Origin of the sequence: Streptomyces sp. NPDC048506 (genome assembly GCF_040651315.1) — a bacterium.
GTDB lineage: Bacteria > Actinomycetota > Actinomycetes > Streptomycetales > Streptomycetaceae > Streptomyces.
This window is the reverse complement of the sequence record NZ_JBEZIX010000074.1, coordinates 1-16,912: the sequence shown is the minus strand read 5'-3', so window position 1 is coordinate 16,912 and position 16,912 is coordinate 1. Positions and strand designations below refer to the sequence as shown.

Below are 16,912 nucleotides of genomic sequence, written 5' to 3'. Positions count from 1 at the left end.
CCTCCCAGCCCCCCGAGGGGCGGGGGAAGCCAAGCGCCCCGCGGCGCCAGCCGCTGATGCCGCAGCCGACGCGAATTGTCAGACAGACCCTAGTTTTGGCCGGATCGGCCTTCGGTGAGGTGGGATCCCAGCTCTCGGGCAGGAGTAGGCGCCAGTCGACCGCCGCAGAGGCGCCGTCGGACGCCAGATGCAGCGACACCCCGGCCTGGCAGTTGGTGACCTTGCCGGCGGTGCCGGTGTACTGCCGTGTCACGCACGCCGACCAATCGCCGTCCTTGAGGAAGCCGGTGTCATCGATGACCAGCGCGGTCGGCTTGATCACCTGCTGCATTCTCCACGCCAGACGGGCACGCACATGGGCCGCGTCCCATGGGCTGGAGGTGATGAAGTGGGCCAGGGCCTGCCGGTTGCCGTCCTCACCCAGCCGCGCGGCCATCGGCTCCACCGACTTGCGCCGCCCGTCCAGCAGCAGTCCCCGCAGATAAACCCCGCCCCACCGGCGCTGATCCGCCCGCGCGAACGGCTCGAACACCTCCGCCGCAAAGTCCTCCAGATCACACCGGACCGCAGCCAACTCCTCAGCCATCACACCCGCTCAACAGCACAAGCAATCAAGGGGACACGCCACTGGCGAGTGAACCTGACCAGGCCCTAGTAGGGCTTGGTCAGGTTGGTATTGCTGCGGGTATGTCGCGGTGGCAGGTGGGGCAGGCGCCGGTCCAGGTTGCGAGGAGGAGCTGTAACTCACGGACTACTTGGTAGAGGCTCAGGCCGGCGCCGTTCCTTTTGGGGCTCTGGCCAGTCGTTGCAGGGTGCAGAAGGCGTGGGCGACGGAGACGAGGGTGACATGGTGGTGCCAGCCCCTCCAGGTGCGGCCCTCGAAGTGGGCCAGGCCGAGGGCCTGTTTCATCTCGCGGTAGTCGTGTTCGATGCGCCAGCGGAGCTTGGCCAGTCGGACCAGCGTGGTGAGCGGGGTGTCGGCGGGCAGGTCGGAGAGCCAGAACTGGACCGGCTCGTCCTCCCTGGCGGGCCACTCGGCCAGCAGCCAGCACTCGGGCAGCACGGGACCGTCGGTGGCGCGGGCGATCTCGCGTCCGGCAGGCCGGATCCGCAGCGTGACGAACCGCGAGTACATGCGTTTGAGGCCGGACCGGCCCGTGCCGGGGCGGGATCCCTCCCGCCATTGCACAGGTTTCGCTGCCTTCCGGCCCGCCGCGATGACCAGCTGTCTCACCGATTGCGGCTTGTTCGGGTACTTCGCCACCGGCGGCCGTCCGGTCCCGGAGTAGTCCCCGGTGACCGGGACGGCCTGACCTGGCTGGGCCGACAGCGTGGTGGAGATGCCGACCACATAGTTGAGGCCGCGGGCGGCAAGACCGAGCCGGAAGGCGGCGGCGTCGCCGTAGCCGGCGTCCGCGATGGCCAGCGGCACATCGATCCCCCACGAGCGGGTCTCATCCACCATGTCCAAAGCCGTCTGCCACTTCTCCACATGCCCGATGTCGTCAGGGATGCCGCAGGCGGTGCGGCGGGCGACCTTGTTCGGATCCGCCTTCGGCGAGCCGGCCGCCCAGGTCTCTGGCAGGAACAGGCGCCAGTTGACCGCCGTCGAGGCGTGAGGGGAGGTGAGGTGCAGCGAGACACCCACCTGGCAGTTGGTGACCTTGCCGGCGGTGCCGGTGTACTGCCGGGACACGCACGCCGAGGCGTCGCCGTCCTTGAGGAAGCCGGTGTCATCGAAGACCACCGCGGTCGGCCGGATCACCGCTTCCACCTTCCAGGCCAGCCGGGCTCGGATGTGGGACGGATCCCACGGGCTGGTGGTGACGAAATGCGCCAGTGCCTGCCGGTTCCCGTCCTCACCCAGCCGGGCCGCCATCGGCTCGACCGACTTGCGTTTGCCGTCGGTGAGCAGTCCTCGCACGTAGACCTGTCCCCAACGGCGCTGATCGTTCCGCGCGAACGGCTCGAACACCTCCCCCGCAAAGTCCTCCAACTCACCACGCACAGCAGCAATCTCGTCCGGAGTCACACCCCCATCAACGCATACCGAAGCTGAAAGACACGCCACACCGCAAGCAACCTGACCAAGCCCTACTAGTAGGGCTTCGACGAAGACTTTGAAGTCGGTGGGGTCGATCTGGCACGCGTCGGCTTCCATGGGGCCAATGCCAGATGGCAGATCCATTTCGGCTTCGTAGAGGGCCATGTGGCGTAGGAACAACCGGGCAGCCCCATTCAACGCGTTCCACAGGGTCTGGTCACCCATCTCGAAGTACTGGCTCACAGCGGCATCTTGCCGCGACTTTCGAGGGACAGCGCAGTCGGGGGGCGATCGCGAGGGCTCATGAAGCAATGAGGCGGCGGCGACAGAGGAGCGTGGCGGCAATGCTTGCGACGGCGCTGAAGTGCGCAGGCCTGCGTTCATAGTCTGGAGAGCATCCTGCTGTCCCTCACTCTTGTGACGCCGAGATCATCGAGGTCGTCCACATCCCTGATCTCACCAGGCACCCTCACGTTGGAGGACCTGACCGGCGACAGCGTCGGGATCTGGGAGAGGACTCAAGCACAGAAGACCCTGGCTCTGATGTGACTGAGCGGCTGGGCTGGCTCGACTGGCCCAAAGCGGCGCTCCGGTAAGCGGAGGCGCGTAAAGCACGCACCGAGGGTGTGCGACAGTGAGGATCCGTGGCACATGAAATAGACATCGATGCGGTGCTGCGTGCGGCTGATCGCGCGCAGGGCACGGACCACCTGGAATTCCCCCACGGCTTCGACCGCCGTCGGGCCCTCGCCCGCGTTCAGTCGCTGGTCGAACGGCTGCAGACCGGTTTTGGCTGCCAGTGTGTGGTCGACACTGCCGTCCAGGACGCGAGCTTCCATGCGGTCATCACCGTCCCGGCCGAGGCGACCGGGGCCGGGGAGCGGATCACGGTGCGGCTGAGCAACTTCGGCGACTTCGCCGTCATCGCTGCGGAGAATCCCGGCTGCTACCTGGACCTGGATGAGGCGGAGACGGAAGGGGCCTTGACCCTTGCCGATCGCCGTACGGCCGAGGCCGCGGCGGCCTCCCTCGGCTACGTGCTGATCCCGGAACCCGCCCTGCGTCGCCCCTACGACGGGGTGACACCTCTGGGCGAGCACAGCAGCCCCTACGGGGAAGCCACCTGGTGGATCCGGTTCTTCGACTACCTGTGATGCGGCACCTGTGGACACGTACTCGCGCGTGTGCCTGCCATGGAGCGCAGTCGGCCAGCGAATGAGCCAGTGGGCCCCGTTTGCGAGCCAACCCCGAAGCTCAGGGGGGCGAACTCAAGTACTCAGGGGCCTTCTCGCCCGCTCAGTCACACCTGGCTTTGATCAACAACCTCTCGGCAAGCAGGTTGTGCGCTTAGGATCGTCCTCAGTGAAGAATCAGAGGCGCCCTCCGTTTATAGGGGGCGCCGCTTCGATGGGGCACCCCATCCGACTCCACTGTGCCGCCGTGCCCAATCGACCTACAACGGCAGCACGCGAAGAAGCTGGCGCATCACCTTCCGGAAGGATGCCTCGAACGTAAACCATCTCCGGTGCGTTCTCCCCGCTTCTGCCCTCAGCCGGGAGCTGGGAGACACCGGCGTGAGAATGGCCGCACGGTGAGAATCGGGCCCCTATGACGACTCCGCACCGCGGGACGCCTGGGCGATGCGCCTCTTGAGCAGCTCTTGCCGACGTCGGGGAGGCCGACTTCACCTTCGTGTGGGAAGCGGCGGGACGACTGGGCGCGGCCCTGTCTCCCGGGGTCTCCGCTGGAGGGGGAGTGGGGGCACGGGATTCCGGCTGGAAATCGCTGCTGGTAGAACCGCAGAAGCGGCCCGCCTCAGACCGAGAGCTGGCGGGCGGGGCCACTCTGAGGTGACCGCAGCAGCGAAGACCCCGATGCCCCTGTGGAGAGCGGCATCCAGCTGCATCCAGGCGCTGCCGAAGCCGGTCTTCTCCCGGATCACGTCGCCGTCGTTGTCGAGCCGGAGGGCCTGGCAGTGCTCGGTGTAGCCGCTCAGAAGTCTCACGGCCGCAGACAGACACACTCGGCGACTCCGTCACACCTAACGCAGAAGCAGTCACAGTGGGGCGGTGGCGAGGACTTTGAGCTGAACGACGGCCAGCCACATCGGATCGTCCGGTGTGCGCGGCAGCCGCAGGTAGCCGGTGACGCGCAGCTGGTCTCCCGGCTGGAGGTCATGCAGCACGGCGTGCGCCAAGACCGGGTCGGCGACGCTGCACGACAGGATCATTCCGTCCGTACGCTCGTCTGTGGGGGAGATGGCGAGCCGGAATCGCGCCGTCGAGCCGTGGAGGTCGCCGGGCACGGTTTCTTCGTCCAGGAAGCCGTCCAGGGCTATCGCATCGGCATCCACGCTCAGCTGGCCTTCGTGACCGGGGCCTGGTGGGCGTTGTCGTACAGGGCCAGGATCCGCCTCGGGACCATCCCCGCGTCGGCGACCCTATGACCGTTCTCGCGTGCCCAGATCCGGATCACGGCGAGCTCGGTGCGTCCGCTGCCGAGCCCAGCGCGAATCGAGGTGAAGGCGGGGCGACCTGCTGGCGTCGCTTGCGGGACTGGACCGAGGCCGGCGTACGGCCCCGCCTGCGCGAGACGATGCTTGTTGCACTTCGCAGGTCCGGTCTGTTGGAGATGGACGACGCGGCAGTGGACGGCTCGCACGTCAGAGCCCTCAAAGGGGGGCGCACACCGGGCCTTCGCCGGGCGATCGGAGCAGGCCGGGCAGCAAGCATCACCTGATCGGCGAGCGGCACGGAACTCCGCTCGCCGCGTCACTGACCGGCGGCAACCGGCACGACGTCACCGAGCTGATGCCACTGCTGGACGCGATACCCCGCATCCGCGGGCTGGGAGGACGTCCCCCCACCGTCCCCGGCGCTTGTTCGCGGATCGCGGCTACGGCTTCGACAAGTGCCGGCGTTCGATCCGTAAGCGCGGCATCACACCGAAGATCGCCCCCGCGGCACCCCGCATGGCTCCGGCCTGGGCAAGACGCGGTGGGTGGTGCAGCGCACCTTCGCCTGGCTCCACCAGTTCAAACGCCTCCGCATCCGCTACGAAATACGCGCCGACCTCCACCAAGGACTCCTCGAACTCGCCTACAGCATCATCTGCTTGAGACGACTGCGCACCGCATTCTGAAACGATCAGTTACTCCGTCCGCTGGGCTACTGGTGCACGTCGAGGCGGGCTTGCAGGTCTTCGGCCAACCTGTCCGCCACGCTTGCGAGCGGGGGGTGATCTTCGGCCACCAAAGCGAGGAGCCTGATGGCTGCCTCGGCCTGCCCCGCAGTCGTCAGAGCGAGCAGAGGTCCCTCCTGGTCCAATTTCTGCGCGAGCTTCGCGGCCATCCTGGTGGTGTCGATCGAACTGACGCGGGTGCCGCCTACCTGGCCGGCCTGGATGACGGTCCCGTGGAACTGCACACCGGGCGAAATGTTGTTCGAGACATTCATGATGCGCACCCTAGGCCATGTGATCACGGAGGGAAACGGCCGTTGGCAGCCTTGTCGTCCAGCGCCTTCAGGGTACGCGCAGCCTGTCGCCCCTTAAGTAGCCGTTGTCGTACCGCTCCTGGGACTTGGTGACCGAACGGTTGTCGGCGTACTCGCGAAGATGCAGGGCCACGTGTCGATGAACGCGCGGAGGGTGTCAGCGTCCTGACAGGTGCCCAGCACGTCGCGGCGGAGGCCAACCCAGGGATCCCGACCGGCACAGTGGACTCAGCGGTTTGGGCGTGATTGAGTCGCGGCTTATGAAGACGCCAGGAGCCGATGCTCTACGGATACGGCTTGCTGAACCGAATGATCTGGAGCACCTGCCGGATCTCCAACTGGCTGCAGGAGAAGCGTTTCGGGGCATCGGTATGGCCGACGTTGCCGACAACCCCCCACTCTCCGTAGGGCAATTGGCCAAATACCAGCGTGTTGGACAAGCCTGGGTTGGTGTGGACCACGCCGACAACCCGATGGGGTTCGTGATCGTCGATCTGCTCGATGGCTGCGCCCATATAGAGCAGGTAAGCGTCCATCCAGTTGCGGCTGGCCGAGGCTTGGGACGCAGACTGATCGATCACGTTGCCTGCTGGGCAGTCGATCAAGGTCTGCCCGGGCTCACCCTGTCAACGTTTCGGACAGTTCCGTGGAACGCCCCCTACTATCTGCGCTTGGGCTTCCAAGAAGTGGCGCCCTCGCAGCTCACTAATGGGCTGCGGACGGTCCTGGATGCCGAGGCCGCGTTCGGTCTCGATCTCTCGACACGGGTCTGCATGCGCCGGTGGGTGAGGCAGGCTCCTTAGCCTCTGCGCGTTCACCCGCACATGGGCTCTGCACTTCCACACGTAGGCGGACAGCGGTCGTCCCGATCGGGTGGTCGTCGGGTGCTCGGCGCATGCAAGAGGGGCCTCCTGAACAGCTCGCTGGTGTCGAATCACCGAGCATCAGGAGGCCCTGGTGTCGCAGTCTTGCGTGCCGATGCCTTTGCAGTCCACCGCGGGCACCCGTGAGTGTGACTGCCTGGCTCACCGGTTCGGAAACGCTGCCGACAATCCCCAGCGCAAGCGCCGTTATCCAACCGACATGACGGACGCGGAGTGGGCTGTGGTGCGGCCGCCGTTGCCGGTGCCGGGCTGGATGCGGGGCAGGGGCGGGCAGCCGGAGGCGTACTGCCACCACGCGATGCTGGACGCGATCGCCTATCTCGTGGACAACGGGATCAAGTGGCGGGCGATGCCGGCGGATTTCCCGCCGTGGGACCGGTCTATGCGTTCTTCCGCCGCTGGCGCGACCGCGACCTGGTCCGGGAGTTCCATGACCGGCTGCGCGGGCAGGTCCGTGAGAAGGCGGGGCGGGATACTCGGCCGACGGCCGGGGTGATCGACTCGCAGTCAGTCAAGGCGGACGCCGTGGTCAGCGCCGACAGCCGCGGCTTCGACGGCGGCAAGCTGATTAACGGACGCAAGCGGCACGTCGTGGTCGACACCCTCGGCCTGCTGCTGGGCGTGATGGTCACCAGTGCGGACATCGGCGACCGCGCCGCCGCCCACATCCTGCTGGAACAGGTGGCCACCGCCCACCACCGCCTGGCCCTCGTCTGGGCCGACGGCGGCTACACCGGCAGCCTGATCGAGCACTGCCTGGCCACGTTCACCCTGGTCCTGGCGATCATCAAGCGCAGCGACAACGTGAAGGGGTTCGTGGTGCTACCCAAGCGGTGGATCGTTGAGCGCCTTTTCGCGCACCTGATGCGAAGCCGCCGCCTGGTCCGCGACTTCGAGCGCCGCATCGCCAGCGGCCGAGGCGATGATCTACTGGTCGATGATCGGGCTCATGACCCGCCGTCTGGCCCAGCCACACCGGGGGCGAGGGTGAACTGGCCGGGTGCCGGCTCGGCCAGCCAGCAGCGGGCGACCAGGCGTTTCGCCTTCGACCGCAATGCCTCCACCCGCGCTGGCACCACGTCCATGCCGAACACCGCGGCCATCTCCTGGCAGGTCAACGGCCCCTGCCCGAGACGGACACGGTCCGCGAGTGCTTGAAGGATGCGCTAGTAGTCGACCGACAGAACCGACGGGGTCATCCCCTCACTCCACACCGGCACCTGCGTCTTCGGCTTGGCCGCATCACGGGACGTGAGCTGTGTGTCCACCTCCCGCGGACCGGCGGCGGCCTGAGGTCCGGCGTCAGCGGCACCGTCTGGAGCCAGAACCGTGTCGACCCGCCGCCGGGCGATCACCCACTCCTGCCATTCCTGCTCGGCCGCAGCCAACTCGGCCTGGACACGGTCGGCTTCCTCACGCAGCCTGTCGACTCGACGCCGAGCAGCGAGCTCGTGCTGTTCCAGTAGTCCGACAACCGACGGCATTCGAGACCTCCCCGGGGAGCGACAGCCTGACAGGCCACTACTCCCACGGGCCTACCGCACCTATCCACGACGAGCGGAAACCCGTCGATCACACTCGGAAAGACAACAGCTTCTAAGAGTCCACCATTGCAGTGCCGCGTCCCTGACACCTTCGGCATCAGCGGAACTGTGCGTATCAGCCGAAGGGGTTCTCGGCAAAGCGACGTGTGGACACATTCGGCGCCGCAGCAAGCTGCGGCTCAGTCGGGGTGGTCTGCGGCACCGGAGCCGAGACCTGTTCCTGCTTCACGCCGGGGGGCAAAAAGCAGGGAGTGTTGACGGAGAAGACCAGTTCAGTGGGTGGTTGGTAACTCTCCACCGACACAAACAGGTTGTCATGACCTCCCTTGGCATCCATGAGGGCATCCGATGCGTCCTCGCGGTAGCCACTGATCTTGTACCCCGAGGACTCAAGCTTCTTGCGCATGACGCGCAACGCCTCGCCGTGCTTGTCCCCAGGAAGCTTTGCCCGCACGGAGTACGTCAGGTCGAAGCGCCCATCGCTGGCGTGCTCATGGTTCTTGCCGAAGCAGTCGCGGAAATCCTTGTTCACGCTGCTGTCATCGACCTTCAACGAGTACTGTCCGGCAAGCGATTCGACCAAACCTCGCACCAACTGTTCAGCGTTGTCCTTGCTCTTGACCGGCAACGGATCATTCTTCCCGGAGTCGTTCATGCATCCTCCTGATGCGAGCAAGGCGAGTATGAGCAAGCCGATACGTCCGGAATGCCGGATCCTGCGGTTCACCACTGCGATCCCTCAGTTTTGGGCGACACCTTCGGGGGCACGTGATAGTCCCCGGCACCGGGGCGCTTCCCTGCGATGATGCGCCCCTGGTTGGCGAGGCTTTCACTGCCCTCATCCCAGTAGCCACCGTGACCCGAGGTGTCCACGTCGAACACCTTGCCCCCGAACTCCTTGTCCGCGGGATTCTCGCCCAGAGATTTGTCCGAGGCGTCGGTGGAGACGATGTCGTCCTGCGCCCAGCCGGCCCAGACGTGGTCAGGGTCCATGTGCAGATCCTTGGCGTGGTCCACCGTCATTCCGGGGCTGCCGACCGAGACGATGTCGTCGGCGTCAAGGCCGTGACCGCCAGCTGCGCCAGCCCCCACCACCGTCGAGCCATAGCTGTGCCCGAGCACCGTCATGTGAGCGCGCTCTCCGTCGTGCGCCTCACGCAAACCATGAGTAAAGCTCCGCAGATCGCCCGCCGCCGGCTCGGCACGCCCGGTCGTCACCATGCTGCCGTCTACCTCAGGAGCGTCGTAGCCGAGCCATGAGACCACCGCGGTATTTCCACCGCCCTTGTCCTGAGCTGCCTGCTGCAGTCGATCCACCCGGTCGATCTGCTCGTCGAGGTTCGTCAAGTCGTTGTCGGTGCCTGGAACCTGTACGGCGACGTTGCGGGCGGTGTCCGGGTTTCCCTGGGACACCACTGCCCGTCCGTCTCCTTTGGTGTCGATCCCCAGCACGTACAGCCGCTTGTTCTCGTCATTGCGGCCGTCGGCCTGATCGAGTGCGTCCTGCAACTTCAGAAGCCCGTCGTACTGCCGCTGGTCATGAATGCCCAAGTCGCCGTTCTGCTTCTTCATGTCGTACTCCGCCAGCGAGAGGTCCACCGTCTTGCGGTTCGCCTCGTCACGGTCGGCGCTGGGTATGCCGTCGAGCCAGCCAATCTTCTCGGGATAGGCGTCGATGTACTCCTGCCGCTCTTGTTCAGACAGACCCGCCCACCACTTGGCGTTCTCCTTCGGGTCCATCTTCGAGGGGATCGAGTCCCCATCGAGATGGGCGAAGCCTGCGGCCTGGCGGGCGGCGTCCCTCGCCGCCCGAGCGCCATAGTCCTTGTCGAGGGTGAAGGCGTCGACCGTCTTAAGGAGCTGTGTCCCCTTCCAGTCAGCGGTACTTGCCTCATCGAGCGCGAACTGGATCTCGTTCTTGTAGCCAGCCATCACCGCGACACGCACAGAATGGTCTTCCTGCGCTTCATCGTCAGCATTGGCGGTAGGACAGGACCTGCTGTCCGTCACGTTGCCGTGGTCGTCGACGGTGAATCCGTCAGCTTCCGCTGTGCGCACACTCTGACGCAATTGGTCCTGCGCCGACTTCATCTCGACATGAACGGTGTCCAGGATGGTGACGATAGAGGTGACGTCCGACTGCGCGGTGCCGAGTTGGGTCTCGCTCGTCTCCATCTTCATGAAGGCGTAGCGGGAGTCCACCCCCTGCCACCCACTGGCGTGCAGTGGTCCGGTCACCTTGTGCCGGTGCCGGACCTGAGCCTCCTCCAGTTCCTTGGCCAGCTTCCGCCAAGACCCGACGGCAGCTTCCAAATCCGAGAAATCCTGCTTGAGAAGTTCCTTGAAGTTCTCGGGCACTGGTCACCGCACCTGGAACGACTGGGCGGTTATGTCTTCGTTGAACTGGTGACCGTCCGCGGTGCGCCGCAGGCGCGACGCCGCACTGTCAGGGCTACCGCCGCCGATCCGCTGGCGCAGCTCATCCAGTGCCATACCCCAGTCATGGGCAACCCGCTCCATGTCCGGGCCGATGTACCAGGTCTTCATCGCCGTGCCGGCCGCTTCGATGTTGCGCTTGGCTGTGGCGATGGGAGCCTGGAGATCCTGGCTGATGGCGTCTGCGGCGCCTGCCGCCTGCCGCAGTTCCTCGGGTGTGACCGAGATGCTGCCGTTGGACATAGCTCTGCGTTCCCCCTGTAGATCGAACCTGTTGGCGAAGTAGCCACAAGATCACGACGGTGAGGCTGGCAGAGCGGTTGCGGGGCAGTGGATTCCGGCTGGAAATCGCTGCTGGTAGAACCGCAGAAACGGCCCGCCCCAGACCGAGAGCTGGCGGGCGGGGCGGCTCTGGGGTGACCGCAGCAGCGAAGACGCCGATGCCCCTGTGGAGAGCGGCATCAGCTCCATCCAGGCGCTGCCGGGGCCGGTCTTCTCCTGGGTCACGTCGCCGTCGTTGTCGAGCCGGAGGGTTTGGCAGTGCTCGATGTCGCCGCTCAGACGTCTCACGGCCGCAGACAGACACACTCGGCGACTCCGTCACCACCGACTTCACGCCGAAAGCCTCAGTAGGAGAACCTCACCCCATGGCTGGCATAAGTGCAGAGACCCGCGCCCGCAACGAGGACGTCATTCGGGCCGCGATGGACCGGTTCCTCAAGGGCGACCTCCCGTCCGGCGGCGGGTGCGACCTGAAGACCCTGGCCGCGAAGCCGGGGTGACCCGCACCGCGTTCTACCCGAAGAAGAACCGCGACGGCACCGCCCGCCCTGGCCCCTACCAGCACCTCGCCGAAGAGTTCGACCGGCGCCTGCGCGCCCTCCAAGAGACCGGGTAGGTGTCGTCGACGCGCGGGTCGCGCAAATCGAGCGGCTCAAGGCACAGGCCGCCGAGCCCAAGGAACGCCTCACCAAGCGGGAGGCCAAGGTGGCGGAACTCACCGCGTTCAAGGAACTCGAGGTCTCTCGACTGGCCGCCCAGCACGACGAGATCCAGCGCCTACGCGAACAGACCGCGGCAGTCAGCAACATCCGCAGGCTTCCGGCCGACCGCGCAGGGTACGCGCCACACGGATCGCGTAACTGGGCCTCGCTTATCAAGCCGTTTCCCTACGGTAGCAGTCTGGAGATTTGCTAGAGGCGTGGAACTTGGGCAGGTCGTCGCGGAAAAAAAGATCTGTCGCTGCTCTGCACCGTGGACTTCATCGGCGGCCTTCTTTGAAACGATCAGACAGAATTTTCTGGTCAAAGGACTGCGATTCCCTGACCGTCCTAACTGAAGTGATCCCTCATACTGGCCGGGTTGGAAGGTCCAGTTGTCGGCCCAGAAGTTGAGTGTGGGCTGCTGAGGTTTGTCTTGGCTGACGATGAATGGGGCAGGATCGCTGGTCCAGTGATAGTTGACCTGGCCCGAAGCGGAATCATATACATATGTTCCGGTCTCGTGCCAATAGAAAGTCGGCTTCTTTAAAGACGAGATCGAGCCAACGGGAGTCAGTTGCAGATGTGCATCACGAATCACCTCAACATCCTGGGTCTTGAACCTGGTGGACACCGTCGGCTGAATCTGGAACACGGTTCCGTTGTCTACAGGTCCGATGCGCAACAAGTGAGGAAGTGTCACATCGATTCTGGGCTTCCGTTGGAGTTCTGTGAAGTTGTAGATCGAGAAGGCAAGCGCAACAACAGCAGTTAGTGTGGCAGCCCACTTGTGTACACTTTCGAATCGCGTTCTTCGGGGCTCCGTCGCCCTCTCATCCGTGCCGTTCACACTTATACTCTCTGCCGAGATCAGAGTCGTTGGCCTGCTGTGTTGCTCCATTTGACCAGAACGATTAACACCTGGTCCGCCAGTGAACCGCTCGCTCTCGCACTCGCCGATGCCTGCAACGATCCGATTGCGCAGCAGGTCGTCACCAACCTGCTGAACGGCCCACCCCGCCAGTGACCTTGGCCGGTCAAGGTTGCCGGTCCCCCGGCTGGAGTCGCGGGGAACGGGCACGAGCCCGGCTGCCGAGGCCAGGTGCCCGGCGTCCGCGTAGGCGGACATATCAGAATCGATGATTTCGGCCTGCGGGTGACTGCGGAAAGTCTCGCGGATCTGCTTGTCGATCCGATGGAGACGGTCGTCCAAAGCCAGGATCTGCGCCGCCAAGTCGGCGACGATCTGGGCGGCGACGTCCTCGCCGGGCAGCGTGGTCTGCTGGGCCTGAGCGGCTTCCAGGGCAGTGGCGGCGACCGTATCGGCGCCCCGAACACTGCGGTTGGCCAGCCAAGCCGTCAGTCGAGCCCGCCGCCGCGCCGGATGGTGGCGGGGATCTGGTAGCCGGTCAGCAGCACCAGCGCACCCTTGTGCGCCGAGTAGTCGAAAGCCCGCTCCAACGCGGGAAAGACGCCGCTGAGCACGTCGCGGAGCCGGTTGATCATCCGTACTCGATCGGCCACCAGGTCGGCGGGTCAGTCCGAGTGGGGCGGCGAAGACGGCGCGACGATGCGCCATGCTGGGTTTCTCCTGATCTCAATGGGTGAGGGAGCGGGCGGCCGGCCTTTGCCGGTGCTGCGGCCGCCCGGGTGTGCCCCGTCCCAGCCTGCGTCGCCAGGACGGGGTTCGGCTCACGCGGCCAGCCAGCGCGTGCCAGAGGCCGGGAGAGTCACGTAGTTGCTGGGGTCCACGGGAGTGCAGTCAAAGCACTCCAGGCTGCGCCCGCGATTCTTGGATACAGGCGCAGAGCACGCGTTCCGTGGCTGTCGTATTCCTGAGCAAGCAGGTCCGTCAGCCCCCTCGTACGTGGCTCTGAGACGTGCGAATTCGCCGGTCGACAGAGCGGCCCGTACGGGATGCTGCACGCGTGATCGAGCGAGAAGCCGCCGTTCGGGCTGTTGAAGAGCAACTGGAGCGCGACTATCAGCAGTGGCGGGCTGTGAGTGTGGACGCGATGCGGATGGCTGTGGTCCGTGTCGAGGAGCACGAACTGGTGTGGATCGTCTCCCGGCAGTCCGAGGAGTTCGCACGCACTCGGAACTCGGAGTACATGCTGGTCGACAATGGGCCGTACCTGGTCGACCGCGTCGACGGGGGACTACACCAGATCGGCGTCGTCTCTGCGGTGACGGGGGAGTGGGAGGCCGACTACCGAGCCCGGATACGTGGGCTATCGGTGCGCACAGCAGTAGACGATCTACACGATGCGCTACGCGGAGTCGCCGCTGCGCGCGGACGCATGCACGCTGTGCGGACACTGCGCCAGAGGCTGCCCGTGCTCTCGCCTGCGGAGGCCATCGACTACGTGGGCGCGTTGCTGGACGGTGATGCACCCGCGCGCCTCGTAGCCGTCGCCACCAAGGAACTCGTGGAGCCTCTCAACCCGGTACTTGCTGTGGAGAACATTCTGAGTGGGGCGGTGATCCGAGCCGGTCAAAGACCCAACGGATGACTGGAAAGCCAGTCGGCATGCCGATCGCGCATCCGGTCCCGTTCCTCGGGCGTAGCGAGGAAGACGTCGGCGCCACCGTCGTAGGGGTGGTGGATGCACTGCATCCTGATGTCGGTGATGAGGACTCCCGCCACCTTGTCGTCGGCGATGTCTCGGAGCAACTCGTCGATACAGCCGCGCCGCCAGGGCCGGCGGGCGGCGAAGAGGTGGCAGTACGTGCGGAACTCAGGGTCAGGATCGTCCTTCACCAGCAGACTCTGCCAATACCTCGCGACGGGTGGGAATGACGGAACCTCGGCTTCGGTGGTCCAGAGCGGAGTGATCACATACACGTCCGCACCAGCGAACAACTCATCGAGGACGGTGTTGTAACGCTCCAGGACAACGGTGTACTCGCTCTCGTCCTCGGCGTACCGCTTCGACTCCGGCAGGCTGTGAAAACGTACCCAGACATCCCGATACGGGTCACGGAGCTTGTACCCCACCGGAGGGCAACTGGGCCAACGCTGCTGCCACAGCTCCGTCAAAGCCGCCTGTCCGCCTCCAGACACCCGCCGCACTCGTCCTCTCGCGTATGAACCTACCGACGACCATGATGCCGGGGCTCACCCACACGAGAGAAACCGACTTCTTAGCTGTCGCTTCGCCGGCTGCTGATGGAGTCGGTCCAGTTGGGCTTGACGGGCAGATGTCGAAGGACGAACTGCACGCCGCTTCGCAGCCGGTGGCGAGCTCGCGCAGGGTGTCGCGTTCGTCGCAGTCGACGGTCAGGGACCAGCGGAGTTTCGTGCCGACCCAGTCGGCGAGGTAGGTGCACTGGGTGTCTGTGGCCGGCGGCATCCACTGGGCCGGGTCCTGGTCGGCTTTCTGTCGGTTGCTCCTGGCAGTGACGGCGACGAGGGAGCGTTCGGCGTCGAGGTCGTTGGCGTAGGACTGGCGGCGGGCGGGGGTCCACTGGGACGCGCCGCTGTCCCAGGCTTCGGCCAGGGGCGCCATGTGGTCGATGTCGAGACCGGAGGGACCGTCGACGACCTTGTCGTCGTAGTAGGAGAACCAGCTCCCGCCAGTGAGCTTGCAGCCTGGGCCGATGGTGGGTGGGTCGAGGGCTTCGTCGATGAGGACTTCGGCTCGGGTGTTGCAGCCGTCCTTGTCCTCGTCGATCCAGTGGCGGAACTTGGTGCGTTCGTAGCCGTCTCGGGACTCGGCGGCTTGGGGGAGGGCTTCGATGGCGTCGTGGAGACTGAGGGTCTCGGCGGCGTGCGCGGGGGTAGCGGTGGTGAGGGGGAGCAGGGCGAGGGCCGCGGCGGCGAGCGGGCGGGCAGCCGTCTTCATCAGGGGTATCGCCGAGGTGAGCCCAGAAGCCGCCAATAGTTGATCTTGGTGTTCTGGCCAGTCCGGCCGTCACCCGTTCGGCCCAGTGTCGTTGGGGGTGATGTTGACCATCGTCTGGGCCCGGGGCGGGATTGTGACCTCGATCGAGCGGACCGCGTATCCGCGGTTCAAGCGGCTGATCACCGCGCATGAGCTGCATCTGTTCTTCTCGCCGACCCGGGAGGAGGCGGCGTGGGCGGCTGAGCGGATGGATTCTGACGGCCATCAGCTGGCTTTGCTGCTGGCGTTGAAGTCCTATCAGCGGATGGGCCGGTTCCCGAAGTCGGACGAGTACCCGGAGATGGTGGTCGATTTCGTCCGCCGCGCGGTGGAGTTGCCGGAGGGTACGAAGCCGTTGTGGGCAACGGGCCGGACGGCCGAGCGTCAGCGCACGGAGGTGCGCCGCCGGGTTGGGGCGACGTACGACCAGGCCGGGGCCCGCAGGGTCGCGGAGGCGTCGATCCGGAAGGAGGCCGCGGCGAAGAACCGCCCAGCCGATCTGATCAACATTGCGCTGGAGAAGGTGGTGGAGGCCGGGCTGGAGCTGCCGGCGTTCTCCACCTTCGACGCGATGGCCTCGACGGTCCGCAGGGAGGTGAACGCCGCGATCTGCGCGGGCATCCACGACCGGATGAGCGCGCCTGAGCGGGCGAGCCTGCTGCGGCTGCTGGAAGAGCGGGAAGCGGACGGCACCACGCCCTACAACCGGGTGAAGAAGCCTGCCCAGGCCCCGAGCTGGTCGCACTTCAAGCAGCTTCTCACGCAGCTGGACTGGGTCGACGCCCTGGGCGACACCGCGGTGTGGATGGACGGCGTCGCCTCACGGAAGATCACTGACTTCGCGGGCGAGGCGGACTCACTGGACGCCTCCGAACTCAAGGCGTACGCGCCGGTTAAGCGGGTCGCGCTGGTGGCGTGCCTGGTGCACAAGGCGAGGATGCGGGTCCGTGACGATCTGGCGACCATGCTCTGCAAGCGCATGGGGACGAAGGTCAAGAGGGCGAAGGAGGAGCTGGAGGCGATCCGGCTCGCCGAGGCGGAGATCACCGAGGCGCTGATCGGCAACTACCGCAGCGTGCTCAAGGACATTGATGAGGATGGTCCGGCTCACGTCGCGCTGGCGAAGGCCGGCGAGATGACCGCCGAGGCCGTGGCCGCCCTTGAGGGGCTGGACGAGCAGGCGCCGATCGAGGAGATCGCCCGTCGCCTGGGCGGTGAGGTCTCCCCGGCTGTCCTCGCTCTGACGAAGGCCCTGCTGGTGCAGTCCGGCGGGCTCGGAACGGTCACGAAGACCGTGGAGGGCTTCGGCGGGTTCGCGAAGCAGTACGAGCAGATCGAGAAGGTCTCTGCCCATCACGGCAACTTCTGGGAGGTGCTGCTGTACGGGCAGATCGGCCGGGACCGGGCGCTGATGTTCGACCTGGCGGAGAAGCTGGAGTTCACCGTCACCTCGGAGGACGGGCGGGTGCTGGACGCGCTCGCGCACGCGCAGCGCAACGAGGCCGCCCGTGGCGAGTACATCAGCGCGCTCGGCGAGGACGGGGAGCGGGTCGACATCTCGTTCGCCACGCAGAACTGGCAGAAGGCCGTGGTCGACAGGAGCAGGCCGGGGCAGTTCGTCCGCCGGCACTTCGAGGCGATGGTCT

General features: G+C 65.8%; 15 protein-coding genes and 6 pseudogenes. 8 read left to right on the top strand and 13 right to left on the bottom strand.

What is annotated here, in order from left to right; translation table 11 throughout:
• Positions 1–100: 100 nt before the first annotated feature.
• Positions 101–589: pseudogene (locus AB0C96_RS39005) on the bottom strand (transposase); the annotation flags it as partial.
• Positions 590–766: 177 nt separating this feature from the next.
• Positions 767–2,287 (bottom strand): IS701 family transposase, encoded by a 1,521-nt coding sequence (locus AB0C96_RS39000; protein WP_362924519.1) that lies wholly within the window; start codon positions 2,285–2,287, stop codon positions 767–769.
• Between the two features lie 401 nt (positions 2,288–2,688).
• On the opposite strand from AB0C96_RS39000, the gene AB0C96_RS38995 reads away from it, so the two are divergent.
• Positions 2,689–3,198, top strand: coding sequence for a hypothetical protein (locus AB0C96_RS38995; RefSeq protein ID WP_362924517.1), 510 nt, complete (start codon positions 2,689–2,691; stop codon positions 3,196–3,198).
• Positions 3,199–4,100: 902 nt separating this feature from the next.
• Here AB0C96_RS38995 and AB0C96_RS38990 read toward each other — a convergent pair.
• A complete protein-coding gene (locus AB0C96_RS38990; protein WP_362924515.1) occupies positions 4,101–4,397 on the bottom strand; it encodes a hypothetical protein in 297 nt (98 codons plus the stop codon).
• A 146-nt stretch (positions 4,398–4,543) separates the two neighbouring features.
• Between AB0C96_RS38990 and AB0C96_RS38985 the strand changes: the two are divergent.
• Positions 4,544–5,185, top strand: a pseudogene (locus AB0C96_RS38985) (IS5 family transposase); the annotation flags it as partial.
• 26 nt (positions 5,186–5,211) lie between these two features.
• Here the strand turns inward: AB0C96_RS38985 and AB0C96_RS38980 are convergent.
• Positions 5,212–5,499 (bottom strand): hypothetical protein, encoded by a 288-nt coding sequence (locus AB0C96_RS38980; protein WP_362924513.1) that lies wholly within the window; start codon positions 5,497–5,499, stop codon positions 5,212–5,214.
• 323 nt (positions 5,500–5,822) lie between these two features.
• Positions 5,823–6,119: a hypothetical protein gene (locus AB0C96_RS38975; RefSeq protein WP_362924559.1), complete on the bottom strand. Its 297-nt coding sequence runs from the start codon at positions 6,117–6,119 to the stop codon at positions 5,823–5,825.
• Here AB0C96_RS38975 and AB0C96_RS38970 point away from each other — a divergent pair.
• The 3 genes and pseudogenes from AB0C96_RS38970 to AB0C96_RS38960 all read left to right on the top strand — a co-directional run.
• Positions 6,012–6,341 (top strand): GNAT family N-acetyltransferase, encoded by a 330-nt coding sequence (locus tag AB0C96_RS38970; protein ID WP_362924553.1) that lies wholly within the window; start codon positions 6,012–6,014, stop codon positions 6,339–6,341. The two genes, AB0C96_RS38975 and AB0C96_RS38970, sit on opposite strands and share 108 nt — an antisense overlap.
• A 175-nt stretch (positions 6,342–6,516) precedes the next feature.
• Positions 6,517–6,918, top strand: a complete 402-nt coding sequence (locus AB0C96_RS38965) for a transposase (RefSeq protein ID WP_362924551.1) — start codon at positions 6,517–6,519, stop codon at positions 6,916–6,918.
• A pseudogene (locus AB0C96_RS38960) lies at positions 6,837–7,274 on the top strand (transposase); the annotation flags it as partial. The gene AB0C96_RS38965 and the pseudogene AB0C96_RS38960, both read left to right, overlap by 82 nt.
• A 95-nt stretch (positions 7,275–7,369) precedes the next feature.
• On the opposite strand, the pseudogene AB0C96_RS38955 reads toward AB0C96_RS38960, so the two are convergent.
• From AB0C96_RS38955 to AB0C96_RS38935, 5 genes and pseudogenes are all read right to left on the bottom strand, one after another.
• Positions 7,370–7,906 (bottom strand): annotated as a pseudogene (locus AB0C96_RS38955) (hypothetical protein).
• 175 nt (positions 7,907–8,081) lie between these two features.
• Entirely contained in the window at positions 8,082–8,621 is a 540-nt protein-coding gene (locus AB0C96_RS38950) for a hypothetical protein (RefSeq protein WP_362924511.1), read from the bottom strand.
• A 68-nt stretch (positions 8,622–8,689) separates the two neighbouring features.
• A complete protein-coding gene (locus AB0C96_RS38945) occupies positions 8,690–10,324 on the bottom strand; it encodes an alpha/beta hydrolase (protein WP_362924509.1) in 1,635 nt (544 codons plus the stop codon).
• Between the two features lie 3 nt (positions 10,325–10,327).
• Positions 10,328–10,645, bottom strand: coding sequence for a hypothetical protein (locus tag AB0C96_RS38940; RefSeq protein ID WP_362924507.1), 318 nt, complete (start codon positions 10,643–10,645; stop codon positions 10,328–10,330).
• Positions 10,646–10,696: 51 nt separating this feature from the next.
• Positions 10,697–10,972: a hypothetical protein gene (locus tag AB0C96_RS38935; RefSeq protein WP_362924505.1), complete on the bottom strand. Its 276-nt coding sequence runs from the start codon at positions 10,970–10,972 to the stop codon at positions 10,697–10,699.
• 77 nt (positions 10,973–11,049) lie between these two features.
• On the opposite strand from AB0C96_RS38935, the gene AB0C96_RS38930 reads away from it, so the two are divergent.
• Positions 11,050–11,184 (top strand): hypothetical protein, encoded by a 135-nt coding sequence (locus tag AB0C96_RS38930; RefSeq protein ID WP_362924503.1) that lies wholly within the window; start codon positions 11,050–11,052, stop codon positions 11,182–11,184.
• A 1,225-nt stretch (positions 11,185–12,409) separates the two neighbouring features.
• Here AB0C96_RS38930 and AB0C96_RS38925 read toward each other — a convergent pair.
• Positions 12,410–12,912: pseudogene (locus tag AB0C96_RS38925) on the bottom strand (IS110 family transposase); the annotation flags it as partial.
• A gap of 398 nt (positions 12,913–13,310) precedes the next feature.
• On the opposite strand from AB0C96_RS38925, the gene AB0C96_RS38920 reads away from it, so the two are divergent.
• Complete coding sequence (locus AB0C96_RS38920; protein ID WP_362924501.1) at positions 13,311–13,895, top strand: YrhB domain-containing protein; 585 nt, start codon at positions 13,311–13,313, stop codon at positions 13,893–13,895.
• On the opposite strand, the gene AB0C96_RS38915 is transcribed toward AB0C96_RS38920, so the two are convergent.
• Together AB0C96_RS38915 and AB0C96_RS38910 are read right to left on the bottom strand one after the other, a co-directional pair.
• The gene (locus AB0C96_RS38915; RefSeq protein WP_362924499.1) at positions 13,877–14,380 is read right to left on the bottom strand and encodes a hypothetical protein; all 504 of its coding nucleotides are present in this window, start codon (positions 14,378–14,380) and stop codon (positions 13,877–13,879) included. The two genes, AB0C96_RS38920 and AB0C96_RS38915, sit on opposite strands and share 19 nt — an antisense overlap.
• A gap of 232 nt (positions 14,381–14,612) precedes the next feature.
• A pseudogene (locus AB0C96_RS38910) lies at positions 14,613–15,230 on the bottom strand (HNH endonuclease family protein); the annotation flags it as partial.
• Between the two features lie 97 nt (positions 15,231–15,327).
• Here AB0C96_RS38910 and AB0C96_RS38905 point away from each other — a divergent pair.
• On the top strand, positions 15,328–16,912 hold a 1,585-nt coding region (locus tag AB0C96_RS38905), incomplete at its 3' end, for a DUF4158 domain-containing protein (protein ID WP_362924497.1).